Annotated in this window: 16 protein-coding genes; 7 read left to right on the forward strand and 9 right to left on the reverse strand. The window is 69.6% G+C overall.

Annotated features, from left to right (window positions below; translation table 11 throughout):
• Positions 1-4 precede the first annotated feature (4 nt).
• The 4 genes from ACIBL3_RS34940 to ACIBL3_RS34955 all read left to right on the forward strand — a co-directional run bounded on the left by ACIBL3_RS34940 (position 5) and on the right by ACIBL3_RS34955 (position 4332).
• Positions 5-1306, forward strand: a complete 1302-nt coding sequence (locus tag ACIBL3_RS34940; protein WP_396358138.1) for an extracellular solute-binding protein — start codon at positions 5-7, stop codon at positions 1304-1306.
• Positions 1307-1569: 263 nt separating this feature from the next.
• Positions 1570-2460, forward strand: a complete 891-nt coding sequence (locus ACIBL3_RS34945) for a carbohydrate ABC transporter permease (protein WP_396358139.1) — start codon at positions 1570-1572, stop codon at positions 2458-2460.
• Positions 2457-3281, forward strand: coding sequence for a carbohydrate ABC transporter permease (locus ACIBL3_RS34950; RefSeq protein ID WP_396358140.1), 825 nt, complete (start codon positions 2457-2459; stop codon positions 3279-3281). Before ACIBL3_RS34945 ends, ACIBL3_RS34950 begins: the two co-directional genes overlap by 4 nt.
• Positions 3282-3321: 40 nt before the next feature.
• Complete coding sequence (locus ACIBL3_RS34955) at positions 3322-4332, forward strand: LacI family DNA-binding transcriptional regulator (RefSeq protein ID WP_396358141.1); 1011 nt, start codon at positions 3322-3324, stop codon at positions 4330-4332.
• A gap of 247 nt (positions 4333-4579) precedes the next feature.
• On the opposite strand, the gene ACIBL3_RS34960 is transcribed toward ACIBL3_RS34955, so the two are convergent.
• From ACIBL3_RS34960 to ACIBL3_RS34990, 7 genes are all read right to left on the reverse strand, one after another.
• A complete protein-coding gene (locus ACIBL3_RS34960) occupies positions 4580-5077 on the reverse strand; it encodes a DUF3145 domain-containing protein (protein ID WP_396358142.1) in 498 nt (165 codons plus the stop codon).
• A gap of 171 nt (positions 5078-5248) precedes the next feature.
• Entirely contained in the window at positions 5249-6670 is a 1422-nt protein-coding gene (locus tag ACIBL3_RS34965; protein ID WP_396358144.1) for an acyl-CoA carboxylase subunit beta, read from the reverse strand.
• A 24-nt stretch (positions 6671-6694) separates the two neighbouring features.
• On the reverse strand, positions 6695-7930 hold the full coding sequence (gene fabF / locus ACIBL3_RS34970) for a beta-ketoacyl-ACP synthase II (RefSeq protein WP_396358145.1): 1236 nt from the start codon (positions 7928-7930) through the stop codon (positions 6695-6697).
• Positions 7931-8034: 104 nt separating this feature from the next.
• Positions 8035-8283 carry an acyl carrier protein gene (locus tag ACIBL3_RS34975; protein WP_130380551.1) on the reverse strand — a complete coding sequence of 83 codons (249 nt, stop codon included), beginning with the start codon at positions 8281-8283 and terminating at the stop codon, positions 8035-8037.
• Positions 8284-8359: 76 nt separating this feature from the next.
• Positions 8360-9358 carry a beta-ketoacyl-ACP synthase III gene (locus ACIBL3_RS34980; protein ID WP_396358147.1) on the reverse strand — a complete coding sequence of 333 codons (999 nt, stop codon included), beginning with the start codon at positions 9356-9358 and terminating at the stop codon, positions 8360-8362.
• Complete coding sequence (locus ACIBL3_RS34985) at positions 9358-10548, reverse strand: acyltransferase domain-containing protein (RefSeq protein ID WP_396358148.1); 1191 nt, start codon at positions 10546-10548, stop codon at positions 9358-9360. Before ACIBL3_RS34985 ends, ACIBL3_RS34980 begins: the two co-directional genes overlap by 1 nt.
• A gap of 78 nt (positions 10549-10626) precedes the next feature.
• Positions 10627-11823, reverse strand: coding sequence for a PucR family transcriptional regulator (locus ACIBL3_RS34990; RefSeq protein WP_396358149.1), 1197 nt, complete (start codon positions 11821-11823; stop codon positions 10627-10629).
• A gap of 32 nt (positions 11824-11855) precedes the next feature.
• Here ACIBL3_RS34990 and ACIBL3_RS34995 point away from each other — a divergent pair, with 32 nt between their 5' ends.
• Genes ACIBL3_RS34995 through ACIBL3_RS35005 form a run of 3 tightly spaced genes read left to right on the forward strand, consistent with a single transcriptional unit; the run spans position 11856 to position 14160 of the window.
• A complete protein-coding gene (locus ACIBL3_RS34995; protein ID WP_396358150.1) occupies positions 11856-12896 on the forward strand; it encodes a PHP domain-containing protein in 1041 nt (346 codons plus the stop codon).
• A 21-nt stretch (positions 12897-12917) separates the two neighbouring features.
• Positions 12918-13124, forward strand: a complete 207-nt coding sequence (locus tag ACIBL3_RS35000; RefSeq protein ID WP_396358151.1) for a hypothetical protein — start codon at positions 12918-12920, stop codon at positions 13122-13124.
• Between the two features lie 28 nt (positions 13125-13152).
• A complete protein-coding gene (locus ACIBL3_RS35005; protein WP_396358152.1) occupies positions 13153-14160 on the forward strand; it encodes a pirin family protein in 1008 nt (335 codons plus the stop codon).
• Here the strand turns inward: ACIBL3_RS35005 and ACIBL3_RS35010 are convergent.
• Both ACIBL3_RS35010 and ACIBL3_RS35015 read right to left on the reverse strand, forming a co-directional pair.
• On the reverse strand, positions 14126-14659 hold the full coding sequence (locus ACIBL3_RS35010) for a hypothetical protein (RefSeq protein WP_396358153.1): 534 nt from the start codon (positions 14657-14659) through the stop codon (positions 14126-14128). The genes ACIBL3_RS35005 and ACIBL3_RS35010 overlap by 35 nt on opposite strands.
• Positions 14660-14733: 74 nt before the next feature.
• Positions 14734-16362: a LuxR C-terminal-related transcriptional regulator gene (locus tag ACIBL3_RS35015; RefSeq protein ID WP_396358154.1), complete on the reverse strand. Its 1629-nt coding sequence runs from the start codon at positions 16360-16362 to the stop codon at positions 14734-14736.
• Positions 16363-16395 lie beyond the last annotated feature (33 nt).

A 16395-nucleotide genomic window follows, 5' to 3' on the forward strand; every position in this document is an offset into this window, starting at 1 on the left:
GTCCATGTCGTCACTTCGGCGACCCCCGGTTCGCAGCGTTGTCGCGGCGGCTGCCGCAGTCGCCTTGTTCGCGGCAGCCGGGTGCGGCGGCTCGAACGAGGACGCGAGCAGCGCGGACGGCACGATCACGCTGACCGTGAAGACGTTCGGGCAGTTCGGCTACGACGAGTTGATCAAGCAGTACGAGGCATCGCACCAGGGCATCAAGGTCAAGCAGGAGAACATCGCCCAGCTCGACGACTACACGCCCAAGCTGCAGCAGTGGCTGACCGCGGGCAGCGGAGCCGGCGACATCGTCGCGCTGGAGGAGGGGATCCTGGTCAAGCTGATGGCCAAGCCGGACCAGTTCGCCAACCTGCTCGAGCACGGCGCCGGTGAGCTGAAGGGCAACTTCCTGGAGTGGAAGTGGAACCAGGCGCTGACCGGTGACGGCAAGAAGCTGGTCGGCCTCGGCACCGATGTGGGTGCCCAGGGCATGTGTTACCGGACCGATCTGTTCGCCAAAGCCGGGTTGCCGACGGATCGGGCCAAGGTCGGCGAGCTGTGGCCGACCTGGGACGCCTACCTTGCCACCGGCAAGCGGTTCGTTGCCGCAGGCACCGGGGCTAGCTTCTTCGACACCGCCGGCGGGATCTATCAGAACATCCTGATGCAGCAGGGCGACACGACGTACTTCGACCGGGACAACAAGCTGATCGTGGACAGCAACCCGGGCGTACGGGCGGCCTGGGACCAGACCGTGGCGATGATCGACGCCGGGCTGTCCGGGAAGCTGCAGATGTGGGGTCCGGCGTGGAACGCGGGGTTCAAGAAGGGGACGTTCGCGACGATCCCGTGCCCGGCGTGGATGCTCGGCATCATCAAGGACCAGGCCGGCGCGGAGAACGCCGGGAAGTGGGACGTGGCGCGGGTTCCTGGTGAGGGCGCGGTCCGCGGTGGGTCGTTCCTCGCGGTACCGGCCCAGAGCAAGCACCCGAAGGAGGCGGCCGAGCTCGCGAAGTACCTCACCAGCCCTGAAGGCCAGACCGCAGCCTTCAAAGCGAAGAACAACTTCCCCTCATCCCCCCAAGCCATCGATGACCCAGCCGTCGCCGGCGCCGTCAACTCCTACTTCAACAACGCCCCCGTGGGCAAAATCTTCGGCACCTCCGCCAAAAGCCTGAAACCCGTCTACCTAGGCCCCGAAAACCAGTTGGTAGGCGACGCCCTAGGCGACGCCCTAACCGCCATCGAACAAGGCAAACTCAAGCCAGACGAGGCCTGGACCAAAGCCCTCGCCGACTCCAAACGAGCAGTCAAGAAATGAGCCCCTCGCAAGAAGCATCCCGCGGCTCCGGCGCGGCAAACCGTCCCGGAGCCGCAGGTGTCCAGGCGGCACCGACGGGCCACCCCGCAGCTGACGCGCCGGCAAAGCGCCCTGCAGTCGCGGGGGATGAGGTGGGGCTCGAGGGGCGGTCGGCTGGCGCGGCGGGTCAAGACGAGGCTGTGGGGTGGAGGAGTCCGGTGGGGGCGGCCTGGCGGGTGGGGACTTCGTCCGGGTCGGGCGGTGCTACGACATCCCGGCAGTCGGTGTGGAACCGGTTCGACCTGCACGGGGCGCCGTACCTGTTCATTGCGCCGTTCTTTGTTTTGTTTGCGGGGTTCGGGTTGTTCCCGTTGGTGTATACGGCCTGGGTTTCGTTGCGGGCTTGGGATTTGACGGGGGACTCGGGGTTTGTGGGGCTCGATAACTATGAGCGGTTGCTGGGGGATCCGGATTTTTGGAATGCGTTGGGGAACACGGCCGGGTTGCTGGTGCTGGCGACGGGGCCGCAGTTGGTGTTGGCGTTGGTGGTTGCGGGATTGCTGAACCGGCCGATTCGGGCGTTGTTGGTGTTTCGGCTCGGCGTGTTGATCCCGATCGTCACGTCGGTCGCCGCGGTGGCGATCGTGTTCGGGCAGCTCTATGGTCGCGACAGCGGACTCGTGAACGGCGTACTCGGGCTCGTCGGCGTCGACCCGATCGACTGGCAGGCGAGCAAAACCTCGTCCTGGATCGCGGTCGCCAGCATGGTCAACTGGCGCTGGACCGGCTACAACGCCCTCATCTACCTCGCCGCGATGCAGTCCATCCCACGCGACCTGTACGAGGCGGCGCAGCTCGACGGCGCCGGCGCGATCCGCCAGTTCCGCAGCATCACCGTGCCTCTCATCCGCCCGGCGCTGATCTTCACGGTGGTGATGTCGACGATCGGCGGGATGCAGCTCTTCACCGAGCCGCTGCTGTTCGGCCAGGGCGACGTCTCCGGCGGCAGCCTGCGGCAGTTCCAGACCATCGCGATGTACATGTTCGAGCAGAGCTTCCAGAACTTCGACTACGGCTACGGCTCCACGATCGCCTGGATGATCTTCCTGCTCACCGTGCTCGCCGGCATCACCAACGCGCTGGTCGGCCGCCGCCTGCGGGGAGGCACCCAATGAGACGAAACGGCCTGGTCTACTTCACCCTGCTGGTCAGCCTGGTCCTGTCGGTCTTCCCGCTGTACTGGCTGTTCGTCGTCGCCACCCGCTCCAACGACGTCGTCGGCGACATGCCGCCACCGCTCCTGCCCGGCGGGAATCTCGGGGAGAACGTCCAGCGCCTGTTCGGCCCCGAGGCCGAAGCAGCACATTTCGCCCGCGGTCTGCTCAACTCGGCGATCGCCTCGGTCGCGGTGACCGTGTCAGTGGTGTTCTTCTCCTCGCTGGCCGGGTTCGCGTTCGCCAAACTGCGCTTCCGCGGTCGCAACGCGCTCCTGCTCGCCGTCCTCGCGACCATGATGGTGCCGGTCCAGATGGGCCTCGTGCCGCTCTACATGGTGATGGTGAAACTCGGTTGGCAGAACCACCTGCAGGCGGTGATCGTCCCGTTCCTGGTGTCCGCGTTCGGCGTCTTCCTGATGCGCCAGTACGCCGAACGCGCCGTACCGGACGAGTTGATCGAGGCGGCCCGGTTGGACGGATGTACGACGTTCGGACTGTTCCTGCGCGTGGTATCGCCGGCGCTGCGGCCCGGTGCCGCCGTACTGGGGTTGTTCACCTTCATGGCGACGTGGAACGAGTTCCTCTGGCCGCTGGCGGTCCTGGAGGCGGACAACCCGACTGTGCAGTTCTCGCTCAGCCAGCTGGCCACCCAGTACTACACCGACTACACGCTGATGTTCACCGGCACGCTGATCGCGACCGTGCCGCTGCTGGTGGTGTTCGTGCTGTTCGGCCGTCAGCTGATCAGCGGCATCATGGACGGCGCCGTCCGGTCGTGATGATCTACCCTCTACCCACTCAAACGTTAAGGACCATCCGGTGACCGACAGCTCCAAACGGCAAGTGACGCTCGACGAAGTCGCCGAGCGGGCCGGTGTGTCCCGATCGGCGGCGTCCCGGGTGATCAACAACGCGCCGCACGTCAGCAAGGCCAAGCGGGAGGCAGTGCAGCGGGCGGTCGTGGACCTCGGGTACGTGCCGAACGCAACGGCCCGGGCGCTCGCCACCCAGCAGGTCGGCGCCGTCGTACTCGCGATCTCGAGTGACAACCCGCAGGTGTTCGCCGACCCGTTCTTCGCCGAGGTCGTGGTCGGAGTCAACTCGGTGCTGGAGGAGACCGAGCTCGAGCTGATGTTGCTGCTGGCGACGTCGACGCGCGGCCAGACCCGGCTCGAGCAGTTGCTGCGGACCCGGCAGGCGGACGGCGTGATGCTGATGTCGATGCACGGTGACGACCCGTTGGCCGCGCTGGCCGACAAAGCCGACGTACCGGTCGTGTTCGGGGGATGCCCGGTCAACTTCGAGCCGCGGTACTACGTCGACGCTGACAACCGAGGTGGTGCGCGGCTGGCGACCGAGCACCTGGTCGCGGCCGGGCGGAGGCGGATCGCGACCATCACCGGCCGGATGGACGAGGGTGCCGGCACCGCGCGGTACAAGGGCTACCAGGAGGCGCTCGCGGTCGCCGGCCTGGAGTCGCACCGGGTGGTGCACGGCGACTTCAGCGAGGACGGCGGCAGCCGGGCGATGGCGGAACTGCTGGCCGAGCACCCGGACCTGGACGCGGTCTTCATCGCCTCCGATCAGATGGCGATCGGCGCCCTCCGGGAGCTGAAGGACGCCGGCAAAACGGTCCCGGGAGATGTAGCGATCGTTGGTTTCAACGACATCACCAGCGCCCGCCACACCGAGCCCCCGCTGACCACGATCAGCCAGCCGATCCAGTCGCTGGGCCGCGAGATGGCCCGGATGCTGCTGAACCTGATCTCCGGCGAGCAGCCCACTCCGCTGATCCTGCCGACCCGGCTGATCGCCCGCTCGTCGACGTAGCCGCACGAAGAACGCAAGCCGCACGAAGGGCGCGAACCCTGAGGTTCGCGCCCTTCACGTGGTGCGGCCGCTGTTTACGACAACCGGGGGTGTCCCGACACCCGGTGGCCCAGCGGCCACGGCCCCTCCCACCCTGGTGAAATGTCTGATGCTCAGTCTTGGCGAAAAGTTCGGCGCTGTCCGTACCTTTCACGGCTTTCTTCAGAAGTTCTCAGGTTCCCCTCAGCCGTGAGAGCTCAGACACAGCTCAGACCACCTGGTGCAGCCAGCGCACCGGCGCACCGTCCCCGGCGTAGCGGAACGGCTCGAGCTCGTCGTCCCACGGACGGCCGAGCAAACGCTCGACCTCCTCGCTCAGGTCCGCCTCGCCGGTGGCCGCCTTCAGCATGGCCGCCTTCAGCCGCTCCTCGGGCACCATGATGTCGCCGTGCACCCCGGTGGTCGCGTGGAAGATGCCGAGCGTGGGCGTGAACGAGTACCGCTCACCCTCGACACCGTTGCTCGGCTCCTCGGTGACCTCGAACCGGAGCTTCTGCCACCCGCGCAGCGCGGACGCCAGCTTCGCCGCCGTCCCGGCCTCGGCCTGCCACGACAGCTCGGCCCGGTAGGTGCCCTGAGCTGCCGGCTGCGGAGTCCAGTCCAGTTTCACGGGCACGCCAAGTACGCCGCCCGCGGCCCACTCGACATGCGGGCACAACGCGGACGGCACCGTGTGGACGTAAAGAACGCCACGAGTCGTCGCCACCGGGACCTCCTGTGCTCGAGGGGCGCCTTCCCCAGCGTTCTCGAACACCCGCTCGTCGATCCCGGCGGACTACTCGTACATCTTGCACCACGGCCCCCACCAACACCAGTAACCTCGCCGTGTCAACCACATCACCGTCGTGTCGCGGCCCGGATCCGGCCATCGGACACGTCAGAGCGGGATGTTGCCGTGCCGTCCGCGGGCGCCGGAGTCGGCGGCGGCGATGGCCGCGGCCAGGGCGGAGCGGGTCCTGGCGGGGTCGACGACCTCGTCGACGACGCCGATCTCGCGGGCGCGTTCGATGCCACCGGCAATTTTCTCGTGCTCGGCGGCCAGCTCGGCCTCGACCTTGGGCCGGAGCTCGGGGTCGACCTCGGCCAGCTTGCGCCGGTGCAGCACCCGGATCGCGGCGACCGCGCCCATCACCGCGACCTCGGCCCGCGGCCACGCGAACACCCGGGTCGCGCCGAGCGACCGCGCGTTCATCGCGATGTAGGCGCCGCCGTACGTCTTGCGGGTCACCAGCGTGACGCGCGGTACGACGCTCTCCGCGAACGCGTGCAGCAGCTTGGCACCCCGCCGTACGACGCCGTCCCACTCCTGACCGACACCGGGCAGATACCCGGGTACGTCGACCAGGACCACGAGTGGGACGCCGAAGGAGTCGCACATCCGGACGAACCGGGACGCCTTCTCGGCGGACAGGGCGTCGAGGCAACCACCCAGCCGGAGCGGGTTGTTCGCGATCACGCCGACGGTCCGCCCGCCGAGCCGGCCGAGCGTGGTGACGATGTTCGGCGCCCACCGCTGGTGCAGTTCGACGGAGGTGTCCTCGTCGAGCACCCCGCCGACCAGCGGATGGACGTCGTACGCACGCTTGGCCGACTCCGGCAGCAACCCGGACAGATCGGTGTCCGGTACGTCGGTCGCGACCGACCCCTGGTTCGCCAGCAGATCCGCCAGCCGGCGGGCCTCGTGCAGGGCGGCCGCCTCGGAGTCGGTGGTGATGTGGACGACCCCGGACCGGCGGCCGTGCGGCTCGGGACCGCCGAGGCGCAGCATGTCGACGTCCTCGCCGGTCACCGAGCGAACCACGTCCGGACCGGTGACGAAGATCCGTCCCTCCGGGCCGAGGATGACGATGTCGGTCAGCGCCGGACCGTACGCCGCGCCACCGGCCGCCGGGCCGAGCACCACGGAGATCTGCGGGATCTTCCCCGAGGCCTGCGTCATCGCGTAGAAGATCTTGCCGACCGCGTGCAGGCTCAGCACGCCCTCGGCGAGCCGGGCGCCGCCGGAGTGCCAGAGCCCGATGATTGGCAGCTCCTCGCGGCGCGCGACCTCGTAGGCCTTGACCACGACCTCGCAGCCCTCGTCACCCATCGCGCCGCCCATCACGGTGGCGTCGGAGCAGAACGCGACGACCGCCGCGCCCTCGATGGTCCCGCGCGCCGCGAGCATCCCGCACAGGTTGTCCGGCGTGATCAACTCCAGGCTGCCCTCATCGAGCAGCTGAGTCAGCCGGGCGACCGGATTCCGGGGATCGTCCTCGCGGGGGAGCTTGGTGGGTTTGGGCGGGGCTGCGGTGGTCATGCGTCCTCCGGGATGTGGAAGGAATTACACCGTCTTGAAGGCGATGGCGGCGTTGTGGCCGCCGAAGCCGAAGGAGTTGTTCAGCGCCGCGATGTCCCCGTCGGCCAGCTTGCGCTGCTCCGTCGCGACGTCCAGCTCGATCTGGTCGTCGAGCTTGTCCACGTTGATGGTCGGCGGCGACACCCGGTGGTGCAGCGCGAGCACGGTCGCGATCGACTCGACCGCGCCGGCCGCGCCGAGCAGGTGCCCGATCATCGACTTCGGCGCGGTGGCGACCGCGTGGTCGGCCTCCTTGCCGAGCGCCTGCCGGATCGCCAGCGACTCCGCGATGTCGCCCTGCGGGGTCGACGTGGCGTGCGCGTTGATGTGGAAGATGTCGGCCGGGGTCAGGTCGCCCTCGGACAGCGCCCGCTCCATCGCCCGCCGCGCGCCGGAACCGGTCGGGTCGGGCTGCGCGATGTCGTGACCGTCGGCGGAGATGCCGGCGCCGGCCAGCTCGGCGTAGATCTTCGCGCCCCGCGCCTTGGCGTGCTCGTACGACTCCAGCACCAGGATCCCGGCGCCCTCACCAAGCAGGAAGCCGTCCCGGTCCACGTCCCACGGACGCGACGCCCGCTCGGGGTCGTCGTTCCGCTTGCTCAGCGCCTGCATCATGCCGAACGCGGCCAGCGGCAGCGCCATGATCGCGCCTTCGGTGCCACCAGCGAGTACGACGTCCGCGCGGCCGAGCCTGATCTGGTCGAGGCCGAGCGCGATCGCCTCGTTGCCGGAGGCACAGGCCGAGACCGGGGTGTGCACACCGGCCTTGGCGCCGAACTCCAGGCTCACGTACGCGGCCGACGAGTTCGGCATCAGCATCGGGATCGCCAGCGGCGACACCCGGCGCGGGTTGGTCTTCAGCGCGTCGTAGTTGGCCAGCGTGGTGTGCAGGCCGCCGATGCCGGAGGCGCAGGCGACACCGAGCCGCTCCTTGTCCAGGCCGGAGTCCTCGAGGCCGGCGTCGGCCCAGGCCTCGCGGGCCGCGACGACGGCGAGCTGCGCGTTGCGGTCGAGCCGGCGGGCCTTGACCCGTTCGATCACCTCGGTCGGCTCGACGGCGGCCGGGGCCGCGATCTGCACCGCCAGGTTCTGCACCCACTCGTCGGTCAGCCGCCGCGCGCCGGAGCGTCCGGCCAGCAACCCTTCCCAGGTGCTGGACACGTCGCCCCCGAGCGGGGTCGTGGCTCCGAGCCCGGTGATGACGACTCGGGTCTTCGACATGGTTACCTCATCCTTCAGGTTTCGGGGATCCGGTCAACGAGGGGTGGTGCTGGTGCTCGCCGGACCGGGTCCGGCGAGCATCGGCCAGCGAAAACGGGGCTTGGTCAGCCGTTCTGGGCGCGCTCGATGAACGCGACCGCGTCGCCGACGGTCTTCAGGTTCTTCACCTCGTCGTCGGGGATCTTCACGTCGAACTTCTCCTCGGCGGCCACCACGACCTCCACCATGGAGAGCGAGTCGACGTCGAGGTCGTCGGTGAAGGACTTGTCCAGCTGGACGTCCTCGACCGGGATGCCGGCGATCTCGTTCACGATCTCGGCGAGGCTGGAACGGATCTCTTCGGTGCTGGCCATCTGTTGGTTTCCCTTTCGGATTCTCTTGCTTGCACGGCCGGGCCGGCCACCTGAGCCGCCCCGGACAACTGGGGTACTACGGGACCCGGATCACCTGGGCGGCGTACACGAGCCCGGCGCCGAACCCGATGATCAGGGCCAGGTCGCCGCTCTTCGCCTCGCCACTGTCGCGCATCGCGGTGATCGCGAGCGGGATCGACGCGGCCGAGGTGTTGCCCTGCCGCTCGATGTCGCGGGCCACCTTCACGTGCTCGGGCAGCTTGAGCGCCCGCCGCATCGCGTCGGTGATCCGCATGTTCGCCTGGTGCGGCACGAACAGGTCGAGGTCCTCGGCCTTCACGCCGGCCACGTCCAGCGCCTGCTGCGCGGTCTTCGCCATCTCGAACGACGCCCACCGGAACACCGGGTTGCCGTCCATCCGCAGGTGCGGCCAGTTGTAGCTGCCGGCCGCCTCCTGCCAGGACTCCTTCTGGCTGATGACCTGGTACTGCGTGCCGTCCGAGCCCCACACCACCGGGCCGATTCCCGGCTCCTCGGTCGGTCCGACCACCGCGGCTCCGGCGCCGTCGGCGAAGATGAACGCCGTACTGCGGTCGGTCCGGTCGGTGAGGTCGCTGAGCCGCTCGACGCCGATCGCCAGCACGTACTTCGCGCTGCCGCCGCGGACCATGTCGTTGGCCAGCGCGATGCCGTAGCAGAAGCCGGCGCACGCGGCGGAGACGTCGAACGCGGCCGCGGTCGGGGCTCCGACCTCGACGGCGATCCGGGTCGCGATCGCCGGGGTCTGGTACAGGTGCGTGACGGTGGAGACGATCACGCAGCCGATCTGGGCCGGGTCGATCCCGGAGTCCTTCAGCGCGTCCTTGGCGGCGTGCACCGACATCATCAGGACGGTCTCGTCGTCGCTGGCCCAGCGCCGCTCCTTGATCCCGGACCGGGTCTGGATCCACTCGTCACTGGAGTCGATGTGCTCCAGGATCTCCGAGTTCGGCACGACGCGCCGCGGCCGGTACGACCCGATGCCGAGCACCCCGGCGTACGTCGTACCCGTCGAAGGAGTGATTGGCACACTCATCAGTTGCCTCCGTTGGGGTGCAAGCGGACCAGGGGTTGCCCGGGGGAGACCGGGTCGCCCTCCTCGACCAGCCACTCGACCACGATGCCGCCGTGCGGCGCCGGGATGTCGAGCTCGTCGCGCAGGCTCTGCACCTTCGCGACCACTTCGCCGGCCTCGACCGTGTCGCCGGCCTCGCGCGGGGTCTGCCCGGCGCGGCTGAAGGTGCCCTTCATCGGCGCGACCAGCAGCCGCCAGGTCGGCGAGGCGTCGATCTCGGACGGGCTGCCGTGCTTCTCGACGAACGCGCGGGCGTCGTCCAGCTGGTCCGGAGTCTTGAGTGCGAAGGTCTCCACGCCCTTCAGCGCGCGCTTCGCGATCCCGGTCAGCGTCCCGGCCGGCGGCAGCTCCAGGATGCCGGTCACCTGCAGGTCGGCCATCGTCTGCATGCACAGGTCCCAGCGGACCGGGGAGTTGACCTGGGTGACGAGCCGGTTCAGCGCCTCGCGGCCGTCGTGCACGACCTGGCCGTCGCGGTTCGAGATCAGCCTGGTCCGCGGGTCGTGGGTGCTGATCGCGGTCGCGTACTTGGCCAGCGTCTGGACGGCCGGCTCCATGTGCTTGGTGTGGAACGCGCCGGCCACCGACAGCGGGATCAGCCGGGCCTTCGCCGGCGGGTCCTCGGCAAACGCGGCCAACTCCTCGACCGTGCCGGCGGCGACGATCTGGCCGGGGCCGTTGTCGTTCGCGGCGGTCAGACCGTGCTCGGCCAGCTTGGCCAGGATCTCGTCCCGGTCGCCACCGAGGACGGCGGTCATCGAGGTCGCGGTCAGCCCCGAGGCGGCGGCCATCGCCTTGCCGCGCTCGCGGACGAGCACCATCGCCTGCTCGGCGCTGAGCACGCCGGTGCCGGCCGCGGCCGCGATCTCACCGACGCTGTGGCCGGCGACGGCGCCCACCTTGGTGAACGCGTCGGACGGGTGCGGGAAGACCGCCAGCGCCGCCAGCATGCTGGATGCCACCAGCAGCGGCTGCGCGATCGCGGTGTCCCGGATGGCGTCCGCGTCGGCCTTGGTGCCGTAGTGGGCGAGGTCGAGACCGGCCACCGCGGAGAGCCAGTTCAGCCGGCTCTCGAACGCGGGATCGGCCAGCCACGGCTCGAGGAAACCTGGGGTCTGGGCACCCTGACCGGGCGCGACGATGACGAGCACGTGACAACTCTCCCTGAGCCGGGCCGTCCGTGGGCCGGAATGCAGCACGAATTCTACCGGCCCGTCTTTGTGGGAATCCTACAAAACGGTGCTTCCCGGCTCGGGGTTGAGCAGGCGCCCCAACGCCAGTGCGACACGTAATGTGAAAGCGTCGCGGGAGTTGAGCGGCGAGTAGCCCGTGATCTCGCCCACACGCTTCAGCCGGTACCGGACAGTATTCGGGTGGATGAACAGCGCGCGAGCGGTCGCCTCGATGGAACCACCCGAGTCCAGGTACGCCGAGACTGTGTCGAGCAGCACGCCATCGCCTATTGTGAGCGGGCCGTAAACGTCGGAAGCTAGTTGCCGACGTGCGTGGCCGTCTCCGGAGAGTGATCGCTCCGGGAGTAGTTCGTCGGCCTGCACGGGTCGCGGGGCCGCTGGCCAGGCAGGCGCCGCGCGGAGACCGGCGACGGCCGCCCGGGCGGACGTCACCGCGGCCATCAGGTCTTTCACCACGGGCCCGACGACGATCGGGCCGGGTCCAAACCATTGGGCCAGGTTTTGTACGATCTCGACAGGTTTACTCGTACCACCGAGTACCACCACCAGCCGGTCGCCCTGCATCGCGCACAGAGCGTCAGCACCGGCTTCCCGGGCCGCGTGCCGGACCAGGTCGGCGACGTTGGCGCTGCCCGGCTCCGACTCCAGGGCCCGGCCGACGACCACGGTGACCTCCGAGGATCCCGTCGTACCGGCTCCGGTCCAGCCGAGGGCGGAGGCGCGGGAGCGGACCGACTCGTCGGCCTCGCCGCGGATCACCGAGTCGACCACGAGGGCTTCTAGCCGGGCGTCCCAGGCGCCGCGCATCTCGGCGGCCTGCGCGTAGACGGTGGCGGCGGCGAACGCGACCTCGCGGGCGTAGCGCTGCATCGCCTCGCGGACCACTGGCACGTCCTCGGCGGGGAGCAGATCGCCGATGGTGGTCTCGATCATCTCGATCGTGGTGCGCAGCAGCTCGACGGTCTGGTGCAGCGAGATCACCCGGGTGAACTCCCGCGGCGCCGAGCCGAACATCCGGGTCGGCATCGACGAGTGCGCCTCGGGATCGCGGAACCAGTCGACGAACGCGGTGATACCGGACTGGGCGACCAGACCGATCCAGGACCGGTCCTGCGCGGACAGCTTGCCGAACCAGGGCAGCTTCTCGTCCATCGCCGCCATCGCCGCGGTGGCCAGCGCACCGGTCGCCGCCTGCAGCCGCTCGGCCCGCGCGAGATGCCCCTTCTTCACCACGCCTCGACCATAGCCGCTGACATGATGGGGAGATGACGGACAAAGCGGGCGTGGCGGATGCGATCGCGGCGCTGCGGGCGATCGGGTACTACCTGGAGCGCGACCAGCAGCCGACCCACCGGGTGAAGGCGTACCGGCGGGCGGCGGACACGATCGCCGCGCTGCCTGCCGCCGAGGTGCGGGCCCGTCGCCGGGCCGGGACGCTGACCGAGCTCCCGGGGATCGGGCCGAAGACCGAGGCCGTCATCGTCGAGGCCATGGACGGCAGCACCCCGGCGTACCTGGTCAAGCTGGAGGAGGCGGCCGGCGAGCTGACCACGGCCGGCAAGCGGATGCGCGAGGTGTTGCAGGCCGACCTGCACCTGCACTCGGAGTGGTCCGACGGCGGCAGCCCGATCGAGGAGATGGCCCGTACGGCGTACCGCCTGGGGCACAAGTACATGGCCCTGACCGACCACTCCGCCCGGCTCCAGGTCGCCAACGGACTGTCCCGGGAACGCCGGCTCCAGCAGCTCGAGGTGGTCGCCGAGCTGAACAAGAAGCTGGCCGACGAGCTCGACGGGTTCACCATCCTGAACGGCATCGAGGTCGACATCCTCGAGGACGGCTCGCTCGACTGCGACAGCGAGATCCTGGCCCGGCTCGATCTCGTCGTCGCCAGCGTGCACTCGAAGCTGCGGATGGCGGCCGGGCCGATGACCGAGCGGATGGTCCGGGCGATCGCGAACCCGCACGTCGACATCCTCGGCCACTGCACGGGCCGCCTGATCACCGGTGGCCGGGGGACGCGCCCGGAGTCCGAGTTCGACGCCGAGGTCGTGTTCGAGGCGTGCCGGCAGTTCGGTACGGCGGTCGAGATCAACTCCCGGCCGGAGCGCCTGGACCCGCCCAAGCGGCTGCTGTCCCTCGCGGTCGAGATGGACTGCGTCTTCTCGATCGACACCGACGCGCATGCGCCCGGTCAGCTCGACTGGCAGGTGTACGGCTGCGAACGCGCCGAGGACTGCGGCGTCACCCCTGACCGCGTCATCAACACCTGGGATCAGGAGAAGCTGCTCAGCTGGGCCAGCTAGCGGTGCCGCCGCCTGCCACCAGTGATCGCGATCCTCTGCGGCCACGTGCACACTGCGCTGGCGTCGTCCCTCGACGGCATCCCCGTGCTCGGCGCACCCGGCATCGCGTCCACCCTCGCGATCGACCCGGACCAGCGCCCGCGGACCCTCGGCGACGTCCCGCCCGGCCTTGCCCTGCACCAGATCGATGCGGACGGACGACTGACCACGACCTTCCACCCTGTGTAGTGCGGACTCGCCGGGCTAGATTTCTTGCATGAGCGATCTGGAGAAGGACCCGGCGGAGATCGTGAGTGTGTGTGGCGACGGGGGACCGGTGCTGGAGTTCCTCGAGCCGCGGGAGGTGATCCTGGGCCGGACGACGAAGGTACGGCGGTTGCTGCCGAACAAGAACCGCCGGATGGTCGGCGCGTGGTGCTTCGTCGACCACTACGGGCCGGACGACATCAGCCGTCGCGTCGACTCCTACGACGTGCCGGGGGACCGCGGCATGCAGGTCCCGCCGCACCCGCATACCAGCCTGCAGACGGTGAGTTGGCTGTTCGAGGGGGAGATCGAGCACCGCGACAGCGTCGGGTCGCACGCGATGGTCCGCCCGGGCGAGCTGAACATCATGACCGCCGGCAACGGCATCGCGCACTCCGAGGTGTCGAGCCCGGACGCGCCGCCGATGCTGCACGGCGCGCAACTCTGGGTCGCCCTGCCGGACTCCGTGCGTACGACGACGCCGCCCGCCTTCAACGCGTACGCCGACCTGCCGATGATCGACTTCGACGGCGCCCGGGCCACCGTGATGGTCGGCACCGTGGCCGGGGTGACCTCACCGGCTCCGGCGTACACCCCGCTCGTCGGCGCGGACATCACCATCGACCCGGGGCGCACGCTGACGCTCCCGCTGACACCTTCGAACGAGTACGCCGTGATGGTCGTCGACGGATCGCTCAGTGTCGGGGAGCTGGCGCCGTCGTTCGGGGAGATGGTCTACCTCGGGTCCGAGCGGGAGTCCGTCGAGCTGGTTGCCTCCGACAACGGTGTCCGGTTCCTGCTGCTCGGCGGCGAGCCCTTCGAGGAGCAGCTGGTGATGTGGTGGAACTTCATCGGCCGCACCCACGAGGAGATCGTCGCCGCCCGCGACGCCTGGCAGGAAGCGATCGCCGCCGGCGGCACCGACCGCTTCCCGATGGTGCCCGGCTACGACGGGGCCGCACTGCCTGCCCCGACGCTGCCGGCTACCGCGCTGAAACCACGGCCACGCGCGCGCTGACCCGGCGGCGGTAGTACGCCCAGGTGAGGACGAGGAGGGACGGGCCCCAGAGTTGGAGCGGGGCGTAGCAGGCGATCATCAGGGTTGCCCAGCCGGCGTTGGCGAACGGCAGGAAGTCGCCTGTGAAGGCGTCGCGGAAGCCGTAGGTCCAGATCGCGATCAGGGACAGCGCACCCAGGATCGCTGGGACGATGGCGGCCCATGGGTTGACCCGGCGGCCGCCGATCAACGGGATCCAGCGCGGCGCGACCTCACCCCACGGCTTGACCAGGCCGAAGGCGATCAGGGCGACCGCTTCGGAGAAGATCGACAGGAAGACGATGTAGATCTTCTCGCCGGTGTCGACCACGTAGATCGGGTGGCCGGCGTCGTCGAGGACACCCATCGACGACCCGGCGACCAGCCCTAGCCGCCACAGGCCGGACGGCAGCGTCATCAGCGGGATCGCGTGGGCGAGCCGGTAGGCCCACCGGGGGACGGGGCGCTCAGTCGTGTTCACTCTGCCGAGCATCCACCGCGCGCCGCTTGCGGACCTCACCCGTGAGAGTGAACCGATTCCCTCCAGAGAGCGTTTCAGAGCAGGTCGTGGTCGCGCGCGTACGCGGCTGCCGCGGTCCGCGACGGTACGTCGAGCTTGGTGAAGATGTTGGTGAGATGCCGGGCGACCGTCTTGTCACTCAGCACCAGCCGCTGCGCGATCTCGGTATTACTGTTGCCCGAAGCAACCAGCCGGAGCACTTCGAGCTCGCGTCCGGTCAGCCCGCCGGCCGTCTCGCGGTGCAGCAGCCGCTCGACCTCTTGCCGGGCGGGCGCGGCGCCGAGTTCCTCGAAGGTACGCACGGCCGAGGCCAGCTCCGCCGACGCCGAGTCCTCGTCGCCGAGCAGCCGGAACGCCCGTCCGACCAGCACCTTCGACCGCGCGACGTCGTACGGCGCCTGCAGTCCACTCCACAGTTGAGTCGCCGACCGCGCCGGCGGCAGCGCGCGCTCCGGCTCGTCGGTCGCGAGTGCCACGAGGCTCTCGCCGTACGCCGCCATCGCGCGTAGTCCCGAACAGCCGAAGCGGCCCGCGACGTCGCTCAACTCGGCTGCGACCGACACCGCCTCCTCGAGGTGCCCGCCGACCAGGAAGACCTCCACCGCCGCCGGCAGGAGTCGTGCGCGGTGGACCGGATCACCGGCCTCGGACAACAACCGCCGCACGGTCGCAACGGCTCCCGGTGTACGGCCGCGGGCGAGCAGCAACAGCGCACGGCCCGGCTGTGGCTCATACCCGTAGCCGGCTGCTTTCTCGTAGGAGGCTTCTGCCCCCGTGTAGTCGCCCCGGAGCCGCTGCACGTCGCCGGCTTCGCTCAGCGCGAGCCCGGCGGCCGCCTGCGCTCCGGAATCCGCGTAGCGCTTGCAGGCCCGCTCGAACTCGTCCAATGCCGGCCCGAAGGCTCCACGCAGCCTCAGGATCTGACCTCGGTGTACGGCGCACTGCCCGGTGTACGGGACCAGATCCGGCTGACTGTCACACCAGCGGGTGAGCGCAGTCGTCCAGGCGGACGCGCGGTCGAAGTCCAGCACCTCCTGGCAGCCCTCGATCATCGCGCAGTACACGTTGCCCGCGACGATCGGCGACACCTCCCCGGCGGCGACGCCGACCATCGCCTCGTCCATCCGGGCCAGCCCCTCCGGCACCCGGCCCATGTACAGCAGCAGCCGGCCCTGCGCGATCAGGCCCTCCGCCAGCAGATCAGGATCCCCGAACCGGCGCGCCGCCGCGGTGACGTCACTGGCCGCGCGCTCCGCGCCGGCGAAGTCGCCCTGGCCCAGATGGCGGAAGAACGCGGTCAGGCGCAGGTAACCCCGCTCCACCACGTCCTCGGGGTAGTCGGCCAGCAGTCGCTCGGCCCGGGCAGCCCAACCGCCGGCGACCGCCATCTCACCTCGGAGGCTGAGCACCAGCGTGAGCCAGAAGGCGAACCGGACCGCACCTGGGACCTCCCCGTGGTCGACCTGCAGCCGGTAGCCGCGCTGGAGCGCCCGGACACAGGCGTCGTTGTCGCCGACCAGGTAGGCCGCGGTGCCGAGCGCCAACAGGTCGTCCGGGCCCAGAGCGGTGTCCGCGCCGGTGGCGGTCAGCCGGTCGTAAGCGGCCGCCCACTCGCGCCGTTCGAACGCCGCCCGGGCCCTCTCGAGATCGTCAACAATCCCCATCACACGCCCCCACTCGCGAGCATGCGCGCCGAA

The organism is Kribbella sp. NPDC050124 (genome assembly GCF_044460355.1).
Taxonomy (GTDB): Bacteria; Actinomycetota; Actinomycetes; order Propionibacteriales; family Kribbellaceae; genus Kribbella.